This window comes from Pseudomonas sp. SBT1-2 (assembly GCF_028640875.1).
GTDB lineage: Bacteria > Pseudomonadota > Gammaproteobacteria > Pseudomonadales > Pseudomonadaceae > Aquipseudomonas > Aquipseudomonas chlororaphis_I.
Genome location: NZ_JAQZAA010000036.1, coordinates 14,154 through 33,095 on the forward strand (window position 1 = coordinate 14,154; position 18,942 = coordinate 33,095).

General features: G+C 59.2%; 19 protein-coding genes and 1 tRNA gene. 3 read left to right on the plus strand and 17 right to left on the minus strand.

The genetic code is table 11. From position 1 onward, the window contains the following. Positions 1–17: 17 nt before the first annotated feature. Positions 18–335, plus strand: a complete 318-nt coding sequence (locus PVZ78_RS03630) for a cytochrome C oxidase subunit IV family protein (protein ID WP_009046499.1) — start codon at positions 18–20, stop codon at positions 333–335. A gap of 31 nt (positions 336–366) precedes the next feature. On the opposite strand, the gene PVZ78_RS03635 is transcribed toward PVZ78_RS03630, so the two are convergent. Continuing rightward, positions 367–921 (minus strand): hypothetical protein, encoded by a 555-nt coding sequence (locus PVZ78_RS03635; RefSeq protein WP_009046500.1) that lies wholly within the window; start codon positions 919–921, stop codon positions 367–369. 441 nt (positions 922–1,362) lie between these two features. On the opposite strand from PVZ78_RS03635, the gene PVZ78_RS03640 reads away from it, so the two are divergent. Further along, positions 1,363–1,791, plus strand: coding sequence for a hypothetical protein (locus PVZ78_RS03640; protein ID WP_273828239.1), 429 nt, complete (start codon positions 1,363–1,365; stop codon positions 1,789–1,791). A 360-nt stretch (positions 1,792–2,151) separates the two neighbouring features. On the opposite strand, the gene wrbA is transcribed toward PVZ78_RS03640, so the two are convergent. The 16 genes from wrbA to PVZ78_RS03720 form a co-directional block, all read right to left on the minus strand. Next, positions 2,152–2,751: an NAD(P)H:quinone oxidoreductase gene (gene wrbA, locus PVZ78_RS03645; RefSeq protein ID WP_103331329.1), complete on the minus strand. Its 600-nt coding sequence runs from the start codon at positions 2,749–2,751 to the stop codon at positions 2,152–2,154. Between the two features lie 403 nt (positions 2,752–3,154). Then, on the minus strand, positions 3,155–3,949 hold the full coding sequence (locus PVZ78_RS03650; protein ID WP_273828240.1) for a hypothetical protein: 795 nt from the start codon (positions 3,947–3,949) through the stop codon (positions 3,155–3,157). Between the two features lie 13 nt (positions 3,950–3,962). Then, the gene (locus tag PVZ78_RS03655; protein ID WP_016702594.1) at positions 3,963–4,790 is read right to left on the minus strand and encodes an acid phosphatase; all 828 of its coding nucleotides are present in this window, start codon (positions 4,788–4,790) and stop codon (positions 3,963–3,965) included. Between the two features lie 43 nt (positions 4,791–4,833). Continuing rightward, positions 4,834–5,685 carry a MipA/OmpV family protein gene (locus PVZ78_RS03660; RefSeq protein ID WP_273828241.1) on the minus strand — a complete coding sequence of 284 codons (852 nt, stop codon included), beginning with the start codon at positions 5,683–5,685 and terminating at the stop codon, positions 4,834–4,836. Between the two features lie 146 nt (positions 5,686–5,831). Continuing rightward, positions 5,832–6,866, minus strand: coding sequence for a DUF1254 domain-containing protein (locus PVZ78_RS03665; RefSeq protein WP_124301050.1), 1,035 nt, complete (start codon positions 6,864–6,866; stop codon positions 5,832–5,834). A gap of 316 nt (positions 6,867–7,182) precedes the next feature. Beyond that, complete coding sequence (locus tag PVZ78_RS03670) at positions 7,183–8,166, minus strand: AraC family transcriptional regulator (protein ID WP_028683816.1); 984 nt, start codon at positions 8,164–8,166, stop codon at positions 7,183–7,185. Positions 8,167–8,495: 329 nt separating this feature from the next. Continuing rightward, positions 8,496–8,571 (minus strand) — tRNA-Thr (locus PVZ78_RS03675). Positions 8,572–8,777: 206 nt separating this feature from the next. Then, positions 8,778–9,878: a type VI immunity family protein gene (locus PVZ78_RS03680; protein WP_103331332.1), complete on the minus strand. Its 1,101-nt coding sequence runs from the start codon at positions 9,876–9,878 to the stop codon at positions 8,778–8,780. A gap of 16 nt (positions 9,879–9,894) precedes the next feature. Further along, a complete protein-coding gene (locus tag PVZ78_RS03685) occupies positions 9,895–10,608 on the minus strand; it encodes a VRR-NUC domain-containing protein (RefSeq protein WP_039967602.1) in 714 nt (237 codons plus the stop codon). Next, positions 10,605–11,114, minus strand: a complete 510-nt coding sequence (locus PVZ78_RS03690; protein ID WP_273828242.1) for a PAAR domain-containing protein — start codon at positions 11,112–11,114, stop codon at positions 10,605–10,607. The genes PVZ78_RS03685 and PVZ78_RS03690 overlap by 4 nt, the downstream gene beginning before the upstream one ends. Positions 11,115–11,465: 351 nt before the next feature. Continuing rightward, a complete protein-coding gene (locus tag PVZ78_RS03695) occupies positions 11,466–12,296 on the minus strand; it encodes an FkbM family methyltransferase (protein ID WP_273828243.1) in 831 nt (276 codons plus the stop codon). 354 nt (positions 12,297–12,650) lie between these two features. Next, entirely contained in the window at positions 12,651–13,862 is a 1,212-nt protein-coding gene (locus PVZ78_RS03700) for a methyltransferase (RefSeq protein WP_273828244.1), read from the minus strand. 85 nt (positions 13,863–13,947) lie between these two features. Further along, the gene (locus PVZ78_RS03705) at positions 13,948–14,637 is read right to left on the minus strand and encodes an ABC transporter permease (protein ID WP_007922607.1); all 690 of its coding nucleotides are present in this window, start codon (positions 14,635–14,637) and stop codon (positions 13,948–13,950) included. Continuing rightward, positions 14,634–15,329 carry an ABC transporter permease gene (locus PVZ78_RS03710; RefSeq protein WP_092306006.1) on the minus strand — a complete coding sequence of 232 codons (696 nt, stop codon included), beginning with the start codon at positions 15,327–15,329 and terminating at the stop codon, positions 14,634–14,636. Before PVZ78_RS03710 ends, PVZ78_RS03705 begins: the two co-directional genes overlap by 4 nt. 78 nt (positions 15,330–15,407) lie before the next feature. Beyond that, complete coding sequence (locus tag PVZ78_RS03715; RefSeq protein ID WP_009046513.1) at positions 15,408–16,163, minus strand: ABC transporter substrate-binding protein; 756 nt, start codon at positions 16,161–16,163, stop codon at positions 15,408–15,410. A 13-nt stretch (positions 16,164–16,176) separates the two neighbouring features. Further along, positions 16,177–16,950 carry an ABC transporter ATP-binding protein gene (locus PVZ78_RS03720; RefSeq protein WP_009046514.1) on the minus strand — a complete coding sequence of 258 codons (774 nt, stop codon included), beginning with the start codon at positions 16,948–16,950 and terminating at the stop codon, positions 16,177–16,179. 554 nt (positions 16,951–17,504) lie between these two features. On the opposite strand from PVZ78_RS03720, the gene gabP reads away from it, so the two are divergent. Beyond that, positions 17,505–18,902 carry a GABA permease gene (gabP, locus tag PVZ78_RS03725; RefSeq protein WP_009046515.1) on the plus strand — a complete coding sequence of 466 codons (1,398 nt, stop codon included), beginning with the start codon at positions 17,505–17,507 and terminating at the stop codon, positions 18,900–18,902. Positions 18,903–18,942: the final 40 nt, after the last annotated feature.

Below are 18,942 nucleotides of genomic sequence, written 5' to 3' on the forward strand. Positions count from 1 at the left end.
GCAGAGGAGTACCGGCGATGGCACATGCACAAGGTCAACAGCATCCAGTGAGCTTGTACCTGAAGATCTGGGGGCTGTTGTTCGTACTCAGTACCCTGTCCTACCTGGTCGACTACTTTCACTTCGAGGGCTATTTCAGGTGGTCGCTGATCCTGGTCCTCATGCTGTTGAAGGCGGGCCTGATCGTTTCCATCTTCATGCACATGGCCTGGGAACGCCTGGCGATGGTCTACGCCATACTCGTCCCGCCCTTGTGCCTGCTGGTGCTGGTGGGCCTGATGGCAGCCGAGGCGGATTACGTGTTTTCCACCCGGGGGATTTTCCTCGGGCAATGACCTGCTTCCGCCTCCGGCGTTCAACGGCGTTCTATATCGTTCGCTTGAACTGATGCCATTTCTGCAGCCAGGCCACTACCCAGTGAGGGGCTGCTGCGCCGGTTCCGGCGACCTGCAGCTGTGGGTGATGGCTGATGACCCGATCCAGGACAGCTTCCTGAGCGGGTTCCACATCCACGAAGAAGATGTGCTCGCCGTCCCTTACCGTCTTTTTCAAATTGCTGAAATGGGCATTGGGTACCTGGATACCAAAGAAACCGCCTTCCCAGATACAGAAGCCCAGGATCACGATCGCCAGGAAGATGAACGGCACCCAGCCGGCCGCGGACTCGGTCCAACCTGCCAGATAGGCACCGAGCAGTACCAATGCCGCGAGCGGTATGCCAATGACCGCGCCAATCTCGCCGGAGTGAACGACATCCTGCTTCATGAGTGAATTCACATCATGCAGGTGATGCTGCTCGACATCCGCATCCCGGTCGCTGAGCACATGAATCTGCTCGGTACTGATGCCGCTGGCTTCCAGTTCGCTTTCAACGGTTTCCAGCTCGTCGAGATTATCGCTGATGTAAAAGTGTCGGTTCATGAGTCACCTCCTACTTCATCGTCGCAGAGGCCCCCATTTTTTCTGCAGTCGTTATCTGAAATTCCAGACCGTTTTTCCTGCCGCTCTGGATAACACCGCACGCTTGTCGCTAGCTAAAAAAGTATAGCACCACCCTCCGCAACGCCTTGCCGGCCGGGGGCTGCGGGCACATAGGGCAATCTGAGGGGGGGTGAGTCCTTCTGTTCGAATTGGCCTGGTGAAGTGGGTATTAGCGGTTTGTTGCCCGTAGGAGATCTGGCAGCCCTTGTGCTTAAAGCCTGCCGAGCTTTTGTGCATGCCTTGTAGGGGACAAATGATTGGCCTTCCGGAGAAATTTTATCGGCATGGGGTTGCGTCGAAATACTGTATATATGTACAGTTGTTTTGGCTGGGATTCTATCCAGTTCAACTCAATGCAACATGTTTCCATGGAGAAAATTTATGAAGGGAAGCTTTATCCGTTTTGTGCTTTCGCTCGGCCTTGCTGCTGGGGCTGTTGGCGCAGCTCACGCTGATAGTTCGCCTGTTGGCTTATGGCGGATGTCGACGTTCACCATTCCAGGCGGAGCTGCGGCGACTGTTCAGACGGTTTGCTTAAAAGCCGATAACACGTGGTATTCCACAAGCGAGCCAAATTGGAACGGCAACTGGTTCAAGAACGAAAAAGATGTCCATTGGTATGGAAGTATTCCCATCTCCCAGATCGGTACTATTGCGAGCATGGCGATGGGTAAGCTGGACAGCCCTACCGCCATGACAGGCAATTATGCGGAGTGGACCGCCCCCGGTACTCCGCCCCTGTCTTTCGATAGGCATTTCACTTATTCGATGGTTTTTCTACAGGCTGACTGCGCGCCACCAAAGCAATGATCAGCAAGTTTGGGAGTCGCTAAAACTAGCGGCCCCTATAACTCTTTTGAATTGAGCTTTAGCGATAGAGCGCGATGCCTCATATGGGCACGTTGATCAAGATGGATGCCGGCTTACTCGTATTGCAAGATCAGTTGTCCGCTCCCGGAAAGCCGGACCGATGTGCGACGGAGCCACGATTATGTTTTGTATGAGCGGCAGATGTGGATAACTCAAGAGCCGCTAGAACAATGTACGCCTGGTAGAAACAACAAAGCCCTCGCATCGTTGCGAGGGCTTTGTTTTGTAGGGTGCCGCACCGGGAGTCGCAGCCAGACACTGCTTATGCAGTGTCTGCTTCAGCGCTTACCTGGCGATTTATTACTTGCTCAGTTTGACCGCCAGTTGTGCCACGTATTGGCCTTGATGACGGGCGATCTCCAATTCACGAGCATCAGGCTGGCGAGAGCCGTCACCACCGGCAATGGTGGATGCGCCATAAGGCGTGCCACCGCCGACACTGGAAGTGTCGAACAAGGCTGGCGAGCTATAACCGATGGGCACGATGATCATGCCGTGGTGAGCCAGGGTGGTCCACGTGGAGGCAATGGTCATCTCCTGGCCACCACCCGTACCCGTCGAGGTGAATACACTGGCGAGCTTGCCAACCAAGCCGCCCTTGGCCCACAGCCCGCCGGTCTGGTCGAGGAAGTTGCGCATCTGGCCCGACATGTTGCCGAAGCGGGTCGGAGTACCCAGGATGATTGCGTCGTAGTCGCCCAGCTCGCCTGGTGTGGCCACCGGAGCGCTCTGATCCACTTTCCCATGGGCAGCCTTGAAGGCTTCCGGGTCCATGGTTTCGGGTACGCGTTTGATAGTGACCTCGACCCCGGGAACGCTCCGGGCACCTTCCGACACGCTCTGGGCCATTGTTTCGATATGACCGTACATCGAATGATAAAGAACCAATACCTTAGCCATGCGTACTTCCTCTTGAGGTGTGTTTTGAGCTGACTGACTGCCTGTTAAATAGGCGATCAGATTAGTTATCCATCCCACCGTTTCACCCTGCATCTGCGTGAGTCGTGGCGCATGATCGATCTAATTGGCTTCTGTGAATATGAGAAAATATCGAACGGGATGTTCGAGAAAATTGATCGTTGTAAAACAACGATGACTGATGGGGGCGACTGTTCTTTTATGAACAGGTCATGAATGTTTTTACTTTCTGCGGCAGGAGTGCGTTTTTAATTGATTGAAATATATAAGGAATATATTTGGATTAAATAACTGATAGCCCCCTTGATAGGGGCTTGGAGAGTGGCGTAGTACTGAAGGAAATTTGAAAGCGAGGAGGGATGTCGGGCAAGGCTCTATGAAAGACTCAGAATCGCCCACTGATACCCAACAGTGGCCCCTTCTGGACAATGTCGTAGACAAAACCGTCATGGCGATAATTCACCCCCATGGCCCGGTAACCGGCCACCGCGGAAAAGCCGGGCAAGAACTCCCAGCCCGCCAGTGCGGCCAGATCCCAGTCTTCCCAGGACTGCCCGGCGCCGACCATGCCCCAGGATGACAACCAGAATCGGTCATTCACGGCATAGTGCCCACGCAGCCCCACCATGGCGTCCGCCCAGGTAGCCTGGTCGGACCCGGACAGGCCGCCAGCAGGTCCACCATGCAGGGTGATGGCGGTGCTGCTGTACCAGACGCGCACGCCGCCCGCGACGTCCAACCGATGATTGTCATCCCCCAACACGGTATATCCGCCCCCCAGGAATCCGGAAGCCGTCTTGCTTTCCACCTCAAGCTTGGACGCCGGAGCGCCCGCTGGTAGACGGTTGCGGGTATCGGTGTCGATGTACATCAAGTCGGCGAGCACGCTGTAGGGGCCGCGCCGCGCCTCGCCCATCAGCATCACCGACATATCGACAGTGCGCGCGATGTCCGAGAAATCGGACTTTATAAACTGCGTCCCGGTGCTACGGTGGCCCACGTGTCCACGGATCCCGGCGCCCCACAGGTAAGGCCCGCCGTTGAACTGCCAACTGTCATCGTCTGCTGCCATGGCCACGATCGGCAGGCTGGAGCCGGCGGCCGTGAAGGCGCTGACCAGCAGAGCCAGGCGGGCATGCCTGAGCCGTGACGATGAACGGGGGTGATCACTGTGCATCATGGTGTTTCTCCGATCAGTGCTGGGTCAGCGCGAGCGCCACATCCTCGGCCCCACAGTCTTGTGTAGGCTTCAGACCGGCCTTCTGAGCCGCCTTGACCTCTTCCTTCGCCGCCGCCAGGTCCGCCAGGAACGCCGGATTGCTGTGCAGGCTCGCCACCGTGGCGGCCCCCATGATGCGGCCGGCATCCACGTCGCTCTGCCAGTGTGCGTCGCAGATCACCCGGCTCTGGCCGTATGCCAGGCCACGGGTCATCAATTCGGTGGCGCGTGCAGGATTGATCTCGGCCAGGACCAGGCCCCAGGCCCAGCCCGCAGCGGAGTGGCCGGATGGCCAGGAACCATCCGTGCGCAGCAGTGGCTCCATGTCCTTGCGGCACGTGCCTTCGTTGTGCACCACGAAGGGGCGGGTACGGTTGTAGGCATTCTTCCCGGCGTAGGTAGAGCCGCCCGCATCCGTCAGGGTGCGCTGCATCAACGTATAGAGATGAGGCGTGTCTTTTTCGCTGATCTGGGTGCCCAGCGCGCAGGAGAAGGTATGCGCCGGGCCCGGGAATGACAGTTCCGCGTCCGCCGCCGCGAGTTTCTCCCGGACCGAGCCACGCAGCGCCAGCGCGGCACGGCGTGCTTCCTCGTCCCGTGCCAGCGCCGCAGAGTCAGGTTTGGGTGGGGCGCCGAGCAACGCCAGGCGCACTGGCAATTCGGCCGGGGCGAGATAGCCTGGAGCCAGCTTGAAATGAGGGTCCGTGACGGTCGTGGTGGCATCCTCGGCAAGCACCAGCCCCGACCAGAGCAAGCCGGCCAGGGACAGCGTCACCCCCCAGGGTTCATGTACTTTTTTCATCGACTGCTTCCTTCTTTATGTCGCACACGGTCCCGGCGGTTGATCAGAACCGGTACAAGGCATTCAGGTAGGCACCTGCTCCGACCTTCTCACCCGTCAGCGGGCTGTCGCGGGCGTCGGAGACCAGGGCGTAGGTCTTGATGCCGCCTTCCAGTGCCAGCTGTGGCTGCCATTGCCAGGTCAGGCCCAGCTTCAAGGTCACGTCCCGCATTCCGCCACCCGGGTGGTACTCATCGAACCGGGTGCGTGCGGCTTGCTGGGCCGTGACGCCGAAGCGGGCCATCATGTCGTTCTCATTGCTCCAGGTGCCGTACAGCGTCGAGTCCAGGGTCAATGTCGAGGACAGTGGGTGTGCAGTGGCGAACCCGGCCTCCAGGTACGCCGTATGCCCCAGGCTTTCGCCACCGTAGTTACGGTTCTGGCTCGATTGCAGACCGCGAACGAACAGGCGGCCGTTCGGCAGGATCCAGTACACTTCCGCCCCAACCAGGGCAGTGCTGTCCAGGTTGCCCATTCCCTTCAAGTAGTCATCACGACCGTCCAGGGTATGAATTCTTTCCTTGCGCCCCTGGTCATAACCGATCAGCAGGGCCACCCCGAAAGGCGCCAGCCCCGGCAAGTCCCAACGCAGCCCCTCCGGGAAGGCTGCGGTAAAGGTGCCCCAGTCTTCGGTAGGCAAGACCGCTTTCAGCTTCAGGGACGGGAACGCGGCGTAATGTGAAGAGCCTTCATACAAAGGGCCAACGGCAATTCCGCCGCCTACCGTCACGGATGGCGTGCCGTTTGAATCGTCGAGGGCTGCGTGTGCAGGCAATGCCAGCGTCAATGCGAGTGCCGCACCTATGATGAACATCACCGGATGTCTGAAAGAATTTGGATTATCTTTGGTCGTCATTGTTTATTTCCTTTGGTGTGAACTCTGTAGTGCAGAGCCATCCCTGGCTTGATAAGCCATATCAAACTTGGTGACCTTTGCGTTTAACTCTACTGAGGTGTCAGCCCATTAATCTGACGAACCAGCCACTATTCGAATAATTAAACTTATAGAGCGACGGGCTGCGGCTGTGGAAAACTCCATTGGCCATTCAGTATTTCGTTACTTGGCTGATAAAGCCTGACCGTATAGTTCCATCCGGGCATGGTAGGCAGGCAATTAGCTATCTTTCCGTCGCAACTACCGAACTGAATGACAATCGAACCATCATCACTTTTTTTGGCCGTGAGGTTATTCAACGAATAGGCGTCATATGGGTTTTTTTGAAAGTATCCATCTGCGTTGTAAACACTTACAGACCAGAAACTGTTGACCGGGACATGTCCAACTTTGAGACGGTAAACGGTTTTCCCATCGTTCTGCGGTATCACACCGCCGAGGTAGATTGCGTCCTTGCTCGGGTTTCCGCCCCACCCCGTCGCAGTTCCGATCAGGTGGTGGATCGGATCGACCCCACCTTTAGGGCCAAAGGACTGGTTGTAGTTGGGAATCGTCGAACCAAGAACCGCCAGGGCATCACGCATCTTTTTCTGGCTCGCCTGATCCCACTTCGGCACTGCGAATGCCCCCGGCTTGGCCTGGCTGACCTTGATTGCGTCCTGCAGTCCATGCACCTGCTCAAGGTCTTCTCGATCTGTGGGATCGAAGAACATGCGGACAGCGACAAAAATATAGCGTGTGCCGATATCCTCTTTCGTCAGCGTATGGCGGCCGGCACCGTAAACGACGGCGCTTACGTAGTGATCTTCGTTGACCACTTGCATCGACATGAACCGCTCGCCCGCCTCAGGCAATGTGATCGTGACTGGACCGGCATCGAGATCGAACACCGCTGACGAGTAAAGCGTGTCCCGATTCATTCGGATGACATCCTGAGCGTCTATGGGAACCGGTTCGCGGCTATGGACAAACCGACCAAAACCTCCACTGGCCACCCTTTTACCCATGTAGAGGTCGGACTCGGCACGGATAAAATTATCGACACCCACCAGCGTCGCCCCATCAGAGGATGACTGAGTGTTTGCACTCGCAAAAGTTGCCAGCGTCAGGGCGACGATGCCGGCCGTGAATGAGTAGGGCATTTAAACCTCTTGATCTTATAAGAAGTGATTCCATTAACCAGCTTCAGACTTTTGCTTGTGCCTGGATTGCTTGCTGCACCGCTCGCTGGTGTTGGCATTACCTTTTCAGACTGTATAAGAACGTCTTGATGGAAACTTGCCATTTGGTGCCAAAAGGCGAAGCCATTACGCAGCGCCTGTTGGCGGAGTTCGCACAGAAATGGCTGCCGGGATCAGGACGACAAGCCATATCCCGGTAGTTGCAGGCTTCGCAGGTCTCTATTAGATGGTCCGGCGGGAGGGGGGAAGTGGTTAGGCGAAGACGCTGTCTTGAATTTTAATAATCAAGTTTCAAGGCCGAGCGGTAGCGCGACGGTGAACTCCCAGTCCAGCGTTTGAAGGCTCGAGTAAAGTGCGCTTGATCGCTGTAACCCACCATGTAGGCAATCTCGGTCGCAGTGTATTTACCGCTGGCAATGAGCTGAAGGGCTTCGCTGCGACGCGTCTCGTCGCGTAAATCTTCGAAGTCGATGCCGCAGTATTTGAGACGACGTTGCAGCGTTCGAGAAGACAGTCCGATGTTTCTGGAAATAGCGGTAAGTTTGGATTGATCCTGGTCCGATATCTGCTCGATAAGCACGCCTGCCGCTTCCGCGGTCGACCTCAAGGCTTCGGTGACTTTCCAGGCGTCATCCCGAACAGGTTGCAGGGGAGTGCCTAGCAGCTCACGGTCGAATTCGATCATGTTGTACTGCGCGTTCATTTCGAGATTCGGCCCCAGGTATTCTTCGAGCGCCTCGTCTCCTCTTTCCCTTGGGTTTTGCAGATGCACGCGTATGGCGCCAGGCTCGCCGGACATGAGCGGTACTTTTCTAAGCAGCGCAAGAGTGCCGAGAATGACTTGCTTCGGATCAGCCCCATGCTGTCCGGTAAATTGCTGGATCAGTTTCGTCGTACGGCCTTCGGTGACGATTTTTACTTCTCCTCCTTGATGCAGTAAGTCCGTATAGATCGACGCCACTGCACAAGCCTGAGCGAGGTTGGTTGAGTCCAATATCAACTCGCCCCAGGCACCGAGAGAGCGTACTTCGATCAGGTGTCCCACACATGCGCCGCCGAAGGGGTCTTGTGCGATAGCTGCCATTTCGTTGGCTATATGAAAGCAGGCCGCTCGCGGTACCCAGGCATCAGGGTTTTGAAAAACATGAGGGGAAATACCGTAACGCCGAAAGAACTCCAGCGGCGACACCCCTCGCATGCTCAGATAGGGGGCTATGTGCCGAAGAGTGCTGAGTTTGATGGACGGCGTAGCATTCGTCATAAGCGTTCGCACCTGTTTTTAAAGGCAATGCACGTGAAAACCGTCTTAGCCCGCAGGGAACACTAGCGCAAAACTTTTGCCAAGGTAGAGGTCGTCGCCGTCGAAAGCTTGTAGGCGCAGTTGGTGGGCTTGGCTGAGCGGCAAGCCGAATCGGCGAGGAGCTCGACATAAGGGGGCTCCCTTTGTATCGAATGGCCTTAGTCCTAAAACGGCCGCAATCCACCCGGTTTTTGCCGTAATCCGACAGAACCCCAAAACGAAAAAACCCGCCAGAAGGCGGGTTTTTCGGAAGTTCCAGAGATTTTGAAAGCCTTCTCTGGAACCTTGTATGGTGCCGGCACCAGGAGTCGAACCCGGGACCTACTGATTACAAGTCAGTTGCTCTACCAACTGAGCTATACCGGCGTGTCAGGGCGACGATTATAGCGATTGGAAAGGTTCTGTAAACCCCTGAAATCTGACTATTTTTGCAGATGCTCCGGCTACCTTGGGATCGATGTTCGCATGGGTGCCCTTGGAGCGGTCCAAGCGGAAAGTGGCGTAGCACTCATTGGCGTCGCGTCATACCACCGAACTGGCCGGTCAGGGGGGCATTGCTGGGGCCGCTGGTTTTATAACCTTGGTGGGGGCAGTCGGTCCTTGAGCGTGTACTGGCTGCTGAGTGCGGGCTGTTCGCTGAGTTTGTGCTGATAGGCGCTCAGCTCGGACAGCGGCACATCAAAGCGTTTCAACCATTGATCCGCCGACCACCCGGTAAGACGAACTTCGCCATCATGAGAACCACCATGAAGGTCGCCGACTGTTTCGTAACGCAGCTCCTTGAGCTCATGGTTCAGCAGCACGTAGGCGGGAGGCCGTGGGAAGTCGGCATCGCCTATCACGGATGGTTCGTTTCCGGCCTGGATGATCACGCCGGCACCGTAGTCATAAAAAGCGAAATGGCTGTCAGGCAACCTGGCCTGTAGTGCCTTTAAACCTCCTGCGCTTTCCAGGCGTGGTTTGTTGAGTACGGTCAGCCAGCTCACGGTTTTGATTTTGTTCTTCTGGAACTCGGGCCGGTTGGCCAATAGGGGGGCCAGGCCTGCATCCAGCCCGGGCATGCTTTCGCTCATGTAGGCTTCTGTTGCTTCGTTGCCGTCTCTTTTGGTCACGGACAGGTTTAGCGCATAACCGGCATAGCCCTGTTCCGCTTTCAGACGGGCTGCACAATCGAGGAACAAGCGCAGGAAGTCGAGACGGTGCTCTTCGAAGAAGAGGATCGGGACTGAAAACTCCAGCACGCTGAGGTCATCCCCCATTTTTGCTTCCCAGCCACGCTGGCCGAACAACTCGAAAAACCAGGGACTGGCGTCTACCGCTTCACGGCCACCGGTGTAGTAAAAACTCAGGTGATCGTTTTCTTTCATGGTGGCCAGCATCTCGATCAGGGATCTGGCCTTGTTGTAAGGGGTCAATGCTGAACCTTCAGGCGGTTCTTCTCGCCATAGCCACCTCAACTCAGGCCCTGCCAGGCGCTGGTAGTCGTTGAAGCATCGACCAAGTTCTTCGCGTACCGGAACGGTATGGGCATCCTTGAAATACAAGGTGCCTCGGATGCAGAGCGCTGCTCCAATGTAGTCTTGCCGCCCACCCTTCATCAGTAAATGGCCCGGGATCTCCAGGGCGAAAGGCATTTTTTCCAGCTCGGCGGCTAAGTCGAAAGGTTCACTCATGGTCGGTTCCTTTAAATCACATGGCGCCGGCGGGTACCGGGAATCTCGGGACAGGCGTCTTGCCGCGGCTCAGTAGCCACGCGGCGGCGGCTGCAATCGCTGCGGCCCACCCCAGCTCTTCAGACGGGACTCTAGAAGTTTGCTCTTCCTGGGTGCAGTCGCATTCTCTGGCATCGAGGGTGACCACCTTATTGCTGCCCCCTGCAATTTTCGCGTATTCAGCCGTCTGTTTCGTGTTTGGAGAATCGGGTGGAAACTTCATTTCCACAACCTGTTTGATGTTGTCTTGGGTCGGAGGTTTTCTCGGGTCATTCACGATGACGACGTCTGGTCGGCGAATCATGCCCGTGCCTGCTTCGAATGGTGGGTGATCTGGGTCCTGATCCCAGTATTTCTTGATCCAGCCGGGGATCCAGCTATGAGGGTTGTCGCCACTCTGGCTGTCCATGATCGGAACGGGCGGCTTTTTGGTCATGTCGTAGCTGACTTCCGGCTTCAGCGGGCTTCGCCCCATAAGGATTTTGTCCAGCCCGTTCAGGCGCGCGGCAACGCACTGCTGTTTAAGGTTTTTGCCGTCCACCGCTACGTTAGGTGTTGCCTGGCAGTAACAGGCCGCCGAGCAGAGAACTTTTTTGTCTCCAGGGGCGAGTCTGGGTTTTGTCAGGCCTACATCCGTTGTCTGCCCTGGTGCTGACATGCCGCCGGTCGACAAGGGGTTATCACCACTCATTGATCATCTCCATAGATCAGGTCGAACTTCAGTGTTTCCGGCTGATCGTTGTTCACCCAGGATGTGTAGCCTTCTGCATCGGTAGTTTGTATCGACTCTCCGCTGCTGGAGCTGATACGCACTTGTTGGCCGGCGATGGCCTTGCCGGTTTCTCTGTCGAACACCCGGAAGCGGCCTTTGAATGGACTTGTGCCCATGCCCTGGATCGGTGCCATGGGGCTGGGGACGAAGGTATCGCCAATGATGATTGTCCCGGAGCCACCGATCACTACGTTGCCATGGGTGCCGAGGCTATCGACCGTTGCTGCGTTTTTCCCGTTTATGAACACTGTCGCCGAGAGGTTTCCGGACAGCTTTCCTCCGCATGCTGAAGGGTCATCCAGGCGAGCGGCCGGTAGTCCGTCGAACAGTACGTCGGGGGAGCCCGAGGCGATTGGATTGGTACCGTGGCCGGGTAGTGGGCAGGCGGTAGGGTCGGTAACGCGAGCTGCAGGTTTCCCGCTCATATCGGGCTCCGTGTCAGGTCGGGCAGAAGGGATTGAGTACGTGGCGAGTTTGGTTTACGCGAAGCAGGGAGCGTAGCGAGGAGAGGTGGGGCCTTGGGATGACTCACGCTGTCCAGATGCTGCGATAGACACCCAGCCTGAGAGCCGTGCCGCGTTTGCTGGCAAAAAGAAGTCATGGTCGTCTCGTCCTTGTGACCGTATGTGCCTGATAACGCCTCGCTGAAACATATCCCTGTTCGAGCTGAGGTAGGCGGAAATACTCGGCCGCCGAGACTGTTTTTGCAAGCCCGCGGGGAACGTGTGAGTCAAGCAGTCACAGCGCAGCATGAGGCTATTGCTTGATTGACGCTCTCAGTGACGTCCGCCGCGCACCAGCACTTTCTTGAGTTTTTCGATGGCGCGCCATGAGCGGCTGTTGCGCAGGGCGTGCAGTTCGGCTTCGGCGCGGTCGGCGCGTTGGCGTTCGGCGATCAGGGCCTGTTCCAGGTCGGTGGCGGGGGCGACGAAGCGGTGGCCGGGGTTGAACTGGAATTCGTCGAGGTTGCACGGCGGGATGTCGAAGGCGCCCTTGAGGTTCAGGTGTTCTTCGGCCAGGTAGAAGGTATTGAGGCCGTCGAATACCACCGGGTGATAGCCGGCGCCGGTAACCAGGGGTTCCCAGGCCTGGTCGCGGTTCCACGGGGTTTCGATCAGCAGGATCCACGGTCGCCAGCGGCTGAAGTCCATGCTGCGCAGCACGGTTTCTTCGTGGCCTTCGACGTCGATCTTGAGGAAATGGATCGGGCCGTCGACATGAGCCTCGCAGATATCGCTCAGGGTGCGCGAGCTGACGATCTGAGTCTGCACCGGCATGCCGGCGTCCTTGTGCTGCTGGGCGATGGCGGGGTCGAGGGTGGACAGGCCGGTGTCGGCGATACCGTAGAAGGTCAGGGCCTCGGCGTTGTCGCCGGCTGCGCATTGCAGGTTGGTGTCCCGGGGGCGCTCCTGGCACAGGGCGTCGTAATAGCTGGGTACCGGTTCGACGTTGATCCCGCTCCAGCCACGGTCGTAGAAGGCGCGGGTCACGGAGTCGGCGGTGGGGTGGTTGGCGCCGACGTCGATGTAGAAGCCTTTTTCGACATGTTTGAGCGCGCGCCACAGGCGGATGTCTTCGAAATTCTGTGCATAAGAAATGAACGTCACTGTCTTTTCCCGTCAGTCACAAAGGTTCTGGCTCGGACGCGCCCGCGAGCGCCTGCGTCTGTATAACAAGCGCCGCCAACCGGCGCAATTTGCTGCCTGCCAGGTGCCGGTTTTCGGCGGTTATGTCCTTTGGTATTAATGCTTATGCACAATCGATGGCGGTTGCACGGCGATTACGGCCGATTTTGTGGATCCGTTCTCAGTTCGCCGCAACTGGCTGTTTTTTCGTTGATTTATTTTTATGAACAAAAAATGACCAGCTGTGGATTAGTGCTGTAGCAGGCACTTTCAGTGGCTTTGGCAGGAATTCATCAACAGAGTTATCCACAGGCTGGGTGGGGTGATGGATCCAAGTTATCCACGTTCCGCCAGTAGCATCAGGTTGCGTGGGGTGAGCGGTGCCGGGCAGAACAGGCCCAGTTGCACGCGGTAACCCTGTTCCTGCAAAAACAGCCCGCGATCGAGCACCAGCCACAGCTCCAATGGCCGACGGAACAGGCCGCGCAGCAGCTCCAGGTTGCGCACCTGGGCCAGGCGCTGCCAGCCGGCGGCTTCCAGCGCCGGCCAGTCCTGCGAGCCGACTGTGGATAAGTGCTTGAGGGCGGCCAGGTCGCGGCAGTAGTCGGCGAAGGGTTTGTCCAGCCAGCTGGCGGGCAGCGACGGGGTGGGCAGGTATTCATCGACCCCGCGCAGCCGGCGTTGCAGCAGGTCGAAGGCCAGGCGCCGGGCCATGGAGCTGTCGCGCTGGCGGCGTACCCGGGCGCCGGCGGTGACGGTCTCGCTCAGGGGCAGGCCGAGGTCGTCGAGGGACAGTTGCAGCGTCGAGCCCTTGGCCGGGCCGGAAAGCGGCTGGTACTCGGCGTGGTGGATGCGGTTGTAGCAGCAGGGTGCGATGGCCAGTTGGCGACAGCCGCACTCGCTGGCCAGTCGCATCAGGCGCACATGCAGGTCACCACAGGCGTGCAAGGCCACCGGTGTGTGTTCGGCGCTCAGGCGGACAGCGGCGTCGGCGGCGAGTACGTCCTGCTGCAGGTGGCTGGCCGGCAGCCGATGGTGTTCGCTCAGTTGCCGGCCGCTGGCGACCAGGGCCGGGTCGTATTCCAGGCAGGTCAGCTGTTGCCCGGGTTGCAGCAGGCGGCGGCCGAGGTGGCCCTTGCCCGAACACCAGTCCAGCCAGTGGCCGGGTGCCTGGGTGAACTCCAGGCAGGCGGCGAAGGCTTCGATCTGTTGCCATTTGCGCCCGGGCACATCGACGTTGAGGCGTTGGCGGGCGGCAGGCACTTCGTGCGTCGGCAGCTCGGCCACGGCACCCAGCGCAGCGGCGGTCCGTGCCAGATCGGGGAAGGGCGCGGGAGCATCGAGCAACTCGGGGTGGTTATGGCTGGCCTCGGCGTCGTCCAGGCTGCGCTGGCGCAGCCACTGGGCGAGTTCGTGGTGCCGGGCTTCCCAGGGCAGCTGCAGCTCGGTGAAGGGGCGCGGACGCCAGAGCTGTTGATGGTCGAGCAGGAAGCGGTCCAGGGCCTGGAAGCGGGTGAGGAGTTCGGGGCCTTGGAGGATGGAGGGCATGGCGGGCTCGGCGGTGTCTGGGGGATGGCAATCGCGAGCAAGCTCGCTCCTACAGGTTAGCGGGGCGCCGGTAGGAGCGAAGGGTTCAGCGGCCTTGGCATTGCTCGACGCGCAGCCAGCGTTCCAGCAGCTTGAAGCCTTGCACCAGCACGTAAGACATCAGCAGGTAGAACACCCCGGCGGCGAAGAAGATCTCCACCGGCAGGTAGGTGCGGGCGATGATGGTGCGGGCCATGCCGGTCAGTTCCAGCAGGGTCACGGTACTGGCCAGGGCGCTGGCCTTGAGCATCAGGATCACTTCGTTGCTGTAGGCCGGTAGGCCGATGCGCGCGGCCCGCGGCAGGATGATGTAGAACAGCGCCTTGGGCTTGGACATGCCCAGCGCCCGCGCCGCTTCGATCTCGCCCGGCGGGATGGCCTGGATCGCCCCGCGCAGGATCTCGGCGATATAGGCCGCGGTGTGCAGGGTCATGGTGGCGGTGGCGCACCAGAACGGATCGCGCAGGTATGGCCACATCGCGCTGTTACGCACCGCGTCGAACTGCGCCAGGCCGTAGTAGACCAGGAACAGCTGCACCAGCAGTGGCGTGCCGCGGAAGAAGAAAATGTAGGCATAGGGCAGGGCGCGCACGTACCACAGGCGCGACGAGCGGGCGATGCCCAGCGGAATGGCCAGCAGCAGGCCGGCGATGACCGCGATGGCCACCAGTTCCAGGGTCAGCGTGGCGCCCTGGGCCAGCTTGGGCAGCCACTTGATGATCACTTCCCAGTTCATTGGGCGCTCCTCGCGAAGCCGCGTGCGGCGCGTTTTTCCAGGAAATGCATGCCGGTCATGGCCAGCACGGTCAGGCCCAGGTACATGAAGGCCGCCACCATATAGAAGGTGAAGGGTTGCTTGGACACGGTCACGGCGATCTGCGAGTGACGCATGATTTCTTCCAGGCCGATCACCGACACCAGCGCGGTGTCCTTCATCAGGATCATGAACAGGTTGCCCAGGCCCGGCAGGGCGATGCGCCACATCTGCGGCATGATCAGCTTGGTGAAGATCCGCCATTTCGACAGGCCCAGGGCCACGCCGGCCTCACGATGGCCCTTGGGGATGGCGAGGATCGCGCCACGGAACACTTCGGTGGCGTAGGCGCCGAAGCACAGGCCGAGGGCGATGACCCCGGCGGCGAAGGCGTTGAGTTCCAGCTCCGGGTTGCCGAAGAACTCACCCAGGGCGCGCATCAGGTTGACGGTGCCGAAGTAGATCAGCAGCACCCAGAGCAGCTCGGGAACGCCGCGCACCAGGGTCGAATAGGTGCCGCCAAGCCATTGCAGCGGCTTGTACGGGGAAGTCTTGGCCAAGGCGCCGAGCAGGCCGAGCACCAGCCCCAGGCACAGCGCGGAAAGAGCCAGCTTGACGGTCATCAGCGCGCCAGCGGCGAGCGCCGGGCCGAATCCGTAGAGATCGATATTCATGGATGGTTATTCAAGTCGCGGCAGGCTTTGCTAAGGACCGGCGCCCTCGGGGGAGGGCGCCGGGCAGGCCAGTCAGTATCAGTAGATGCTGAACGGGAAGTACTTGTCGTTGATCTTCTTGTAGGTGCCGTCGGCCACGATTTCTTTCAGCGCGGCGTTGAGCTTCTCGCGGATCGGATCGTTCTTGCGCACGGCGATGCCGATCTTGTCGCTTTCTTCAACCGGGTCGCCCTTGAACTCGTAAGGCTTGCCCGCTTCGCTTTTCAGCCACTCGTAGTTGACGTACTTGTCGGCCAGGATCGCGTCCAGGCGGCCCGAAGTCAGGTCGAGGAAGGCGTTTTCCTGGGTGTCGTAGAGCTTGATGGTGATGTCGTCGCCCAGGTTGTCTTCCAGCCAGGTGCCGGCCAGGGTGGCACGCTGTGCACCGATGATCTTGCCCTTGAGGGAAGCCTTGTCGGTCTTGAAGTCGGCCTTGTCTTTAGGGGCGATGAACTGCAGCTTGTTGGAGTAGTACGGGTCGGTGAAGTCCACCGCCTGCTTGCGCTCGTCGGTGATCGACATCGAGGAGATCAGGAAGTCGAACTTCTTGGCGTTCAGGGCCGGGATGATGCCGTCCCAGTCGGAGGTGACCACTTCGCACTCGACTTTCATCTTGGCGCACAGGGCATCGCCGATATCTTTGTCGAAGCCGACGACCTGGCCGCTGGCATCCTTGTTGTTGAACGGCGGGTAGGCCGCTTCGATGCCCATCTTCAGTTTGTCGGCGGCCATCGCATTGGCCGAGAACACCAGAGTGGCGGCAGCGGCCAGGAGGAATTTCTTATAGCTCTGCATGCGTGTTGCTCCGTTAGCGGTTGCTGGACATGAATTGTTTGCAGCGCGCCGAAAGCGGGTTCTCGAACACCTGCTGTGGCGATCCTTGCTCTTCCACCAGGCCCTGGTGCAGGAACACCACTTCACTGGAGACCTGACGGGCAAAGCTCATTTCGTGGGTGACCAGCAGCATGGTCCGGCCTTCTTCGGCCAGGGCGCGGATCACGTTGAGCACTTCCTGGACCATTTCCGGGTCCAGTGCCGAGGTCGGCTCGTCGAACAGGATGACTTTGGGCTGCATCGCCAGGGTGCGGGCGATGGCGGCGCGTTGCTGCTGGCCGCCGGAGAGCTGGGCCGGGTAGGCGTGGCGCTTGTCGGCGATACCGACCTTGGCCAGCAGCGCTTCGGCCACTTCGATGGCTTCGGCCTTGCTCTGGCCAAGCACCCGGCGCGGGGCCTCGATGATGTTGTCGAGCACGCTCATGTGCGGCCAGAGGTTGAAGTTCTGGAACACGAAGCCGATTTCGCTGCGCAGGCGGTTGATCTGCTTGCCGTCGGCGGCGACCAGTTCACCGTTCTTGGCGGCCTTGAGCTTGAGTTCTTCACCGGCCACCAGGATCTGGCCCTGGTGCGGGTTTTCCAGGAGGTTGATGCAACGCAGGAAGGTGGACTTGCCGGAACCGGAGGAACCCAGGATCGAGATCACATCGCCGTCGCGTGCGGTCAGCGAGACACCCTTGAGTACCTCCAGCGAGCCGTAGCGTTTGTGCAAGTTGCGGATTTCAAGCGCGGGCGTGGCCTCAGCCATGTGCGGTCCTCATGAGTTCATTGCGCTCCTGCTGGTAGCGGCTTTCCTGGCGAGGCGCCAACCTAGCATAGCGTTCGAATGACAGCCAACAGCGCTTCAGGGTGTAAGCAGACGGCGTGTGACAGGTTGTCGCATCGGCACAGCAGACTGTCGCCCCATCAACAACCGAACGCCCGTTTGAACCCTGTTCCCAGCGGGTGTCGCGTAAAAAAAGGCGCGATGGTGCCAGCTTTGGCCGGGTGTTGGAAGGGTAAAACGGCCAAAGGTTGCGTATCCGCCCTCTATTTGTGCGCCGCACACTTTTTGTGTGTGTTTCTGGTGCGCTGGTTCGTTCTACAAATGGGTGGTGCGGTAACGTTCTGGCGCAAGGCCATTAATCTCAAGGACTTACGCTCACCCGCCGGTCGCCTTCGCAGGCCGCGCCGGCTGGGAGCCTGTAACATTTTGGCGCAAATCTTGCGTAAGAAATAAAGAACGCCCTGTTGGATTCTTTTTACGAGAAAGAACATCCAGACCGGGTGGACGCTTTCGCTTTCTTCGCAAAGGTAGTTTCAATGAGCAGTACGCAGACCTCCAATGACCTCGAACAGGGGCTCAAACCGCGGCATGTGACCATGCTGTCGATCGCCGGGGTAATCGGTGCCGGGCTGTTCGTCGGTTCCGGCCACGCCATCGCCGAAGCCGGCCCTGCCGTGCTGCTGGCCTATGCGGCCGCGGGCACCCTGGTAGTGCTGGTGATGCGCATGCTGGCCGAAATGGCCGTCGCCTCGCCGGACACGGGTTCCTTCTCGACTTATGCCGACCGTGCCATCGGCCACTGGGCCGGTTTCACCATCGGTTGGCTGTACTGGTGGTTCTGGGTGCTGGTGATTCCGCTGGAGGCCAACGCCGCCGCGACCATCCTGCATGCCTGGTTTCCCGATATCGCGATCTGGGCGTTCACCCTGGTGATCACCTTGCTGCTGACCGCGACCAACCTGTTCAGCGTGAAGAACTACGGTGAGTTCGAGTTCTGGTTCGCCCTGATCAAGGTCGTGGCGATCATCGGTTTCGTGGTGCTCGGCCTGTTGGCGATCTTCGGCCTGCTGCCGACCAGCAATGTCAGCGGCGTCTCGCACCTGTTCGATACCCAGGGCTTTTTGCCCAACGGCATGGGCGCGGTACTCGCCGCCATGCTGACCACCATGTTCTCGTTCATGGGCACCGAGATCGTCACCATCGCCGCCGCCGAATCGAAGAACCCGGGCCAGCAGATCAGCAAAGCCACCAACTCGGTGATCTGGCGGATCGGCCTGTTCTACCTGGTGTCGATCTTTATCGTCGTGTCGCTGGTGCCATGGAATGACCCAAGCCTGGCCCAGGTCGGTTCCTACCAGACCGTGCTCGATCGCATGGGCATCCCCAACGCCAAGCTGATCGTCGACCTGGTGGTGCTGGTGGCGGTGACCAGTTGCCTGAACTCGGCGCTCTACACCGCCTCGCGCATGCTGTTCTCCCTGGGCAAGCGTGGCGACGCCCCGGCCGCTTCCAAGCGTACCAACAGCAGTGGCACGCCTTACTGGGCGGTGATCCTGTCTACCGCCGCGGCTTTCCTCGCGGTATTCGCCAACTATGTAGCACCAGCCGCGGTGTTCAATTTCCTGCTGGCCAGCTCCGGCGCCATCGCCTTGCTGGTGTACCTGGTGATCGCGGTATCGCAACTGCGCATGCGCCAGAAACGCACCGCGGCCGGCGAGAAGATCGCCTACCGGATGTGGCTGTTCCCGGGCCTGACCTACGCGGTGATTGTGTTCATCGTCGGGGTGCTGACCATCATGCTGTTTCAGGAAGGGCACCGTATGGAAATCATCGCCACCGGCCTGCTGAGCATCATCGTGATCGCGGCGGGCCTGCTGGTGGCCCGTCGACGCAAGCTGGAGAAGCAGGCGGCTGGTGTATTGAGCCGCGCCTGAGTCTTTCCCGCTAAGCGAAAAGGCCGCTGTCAGTGCTGAC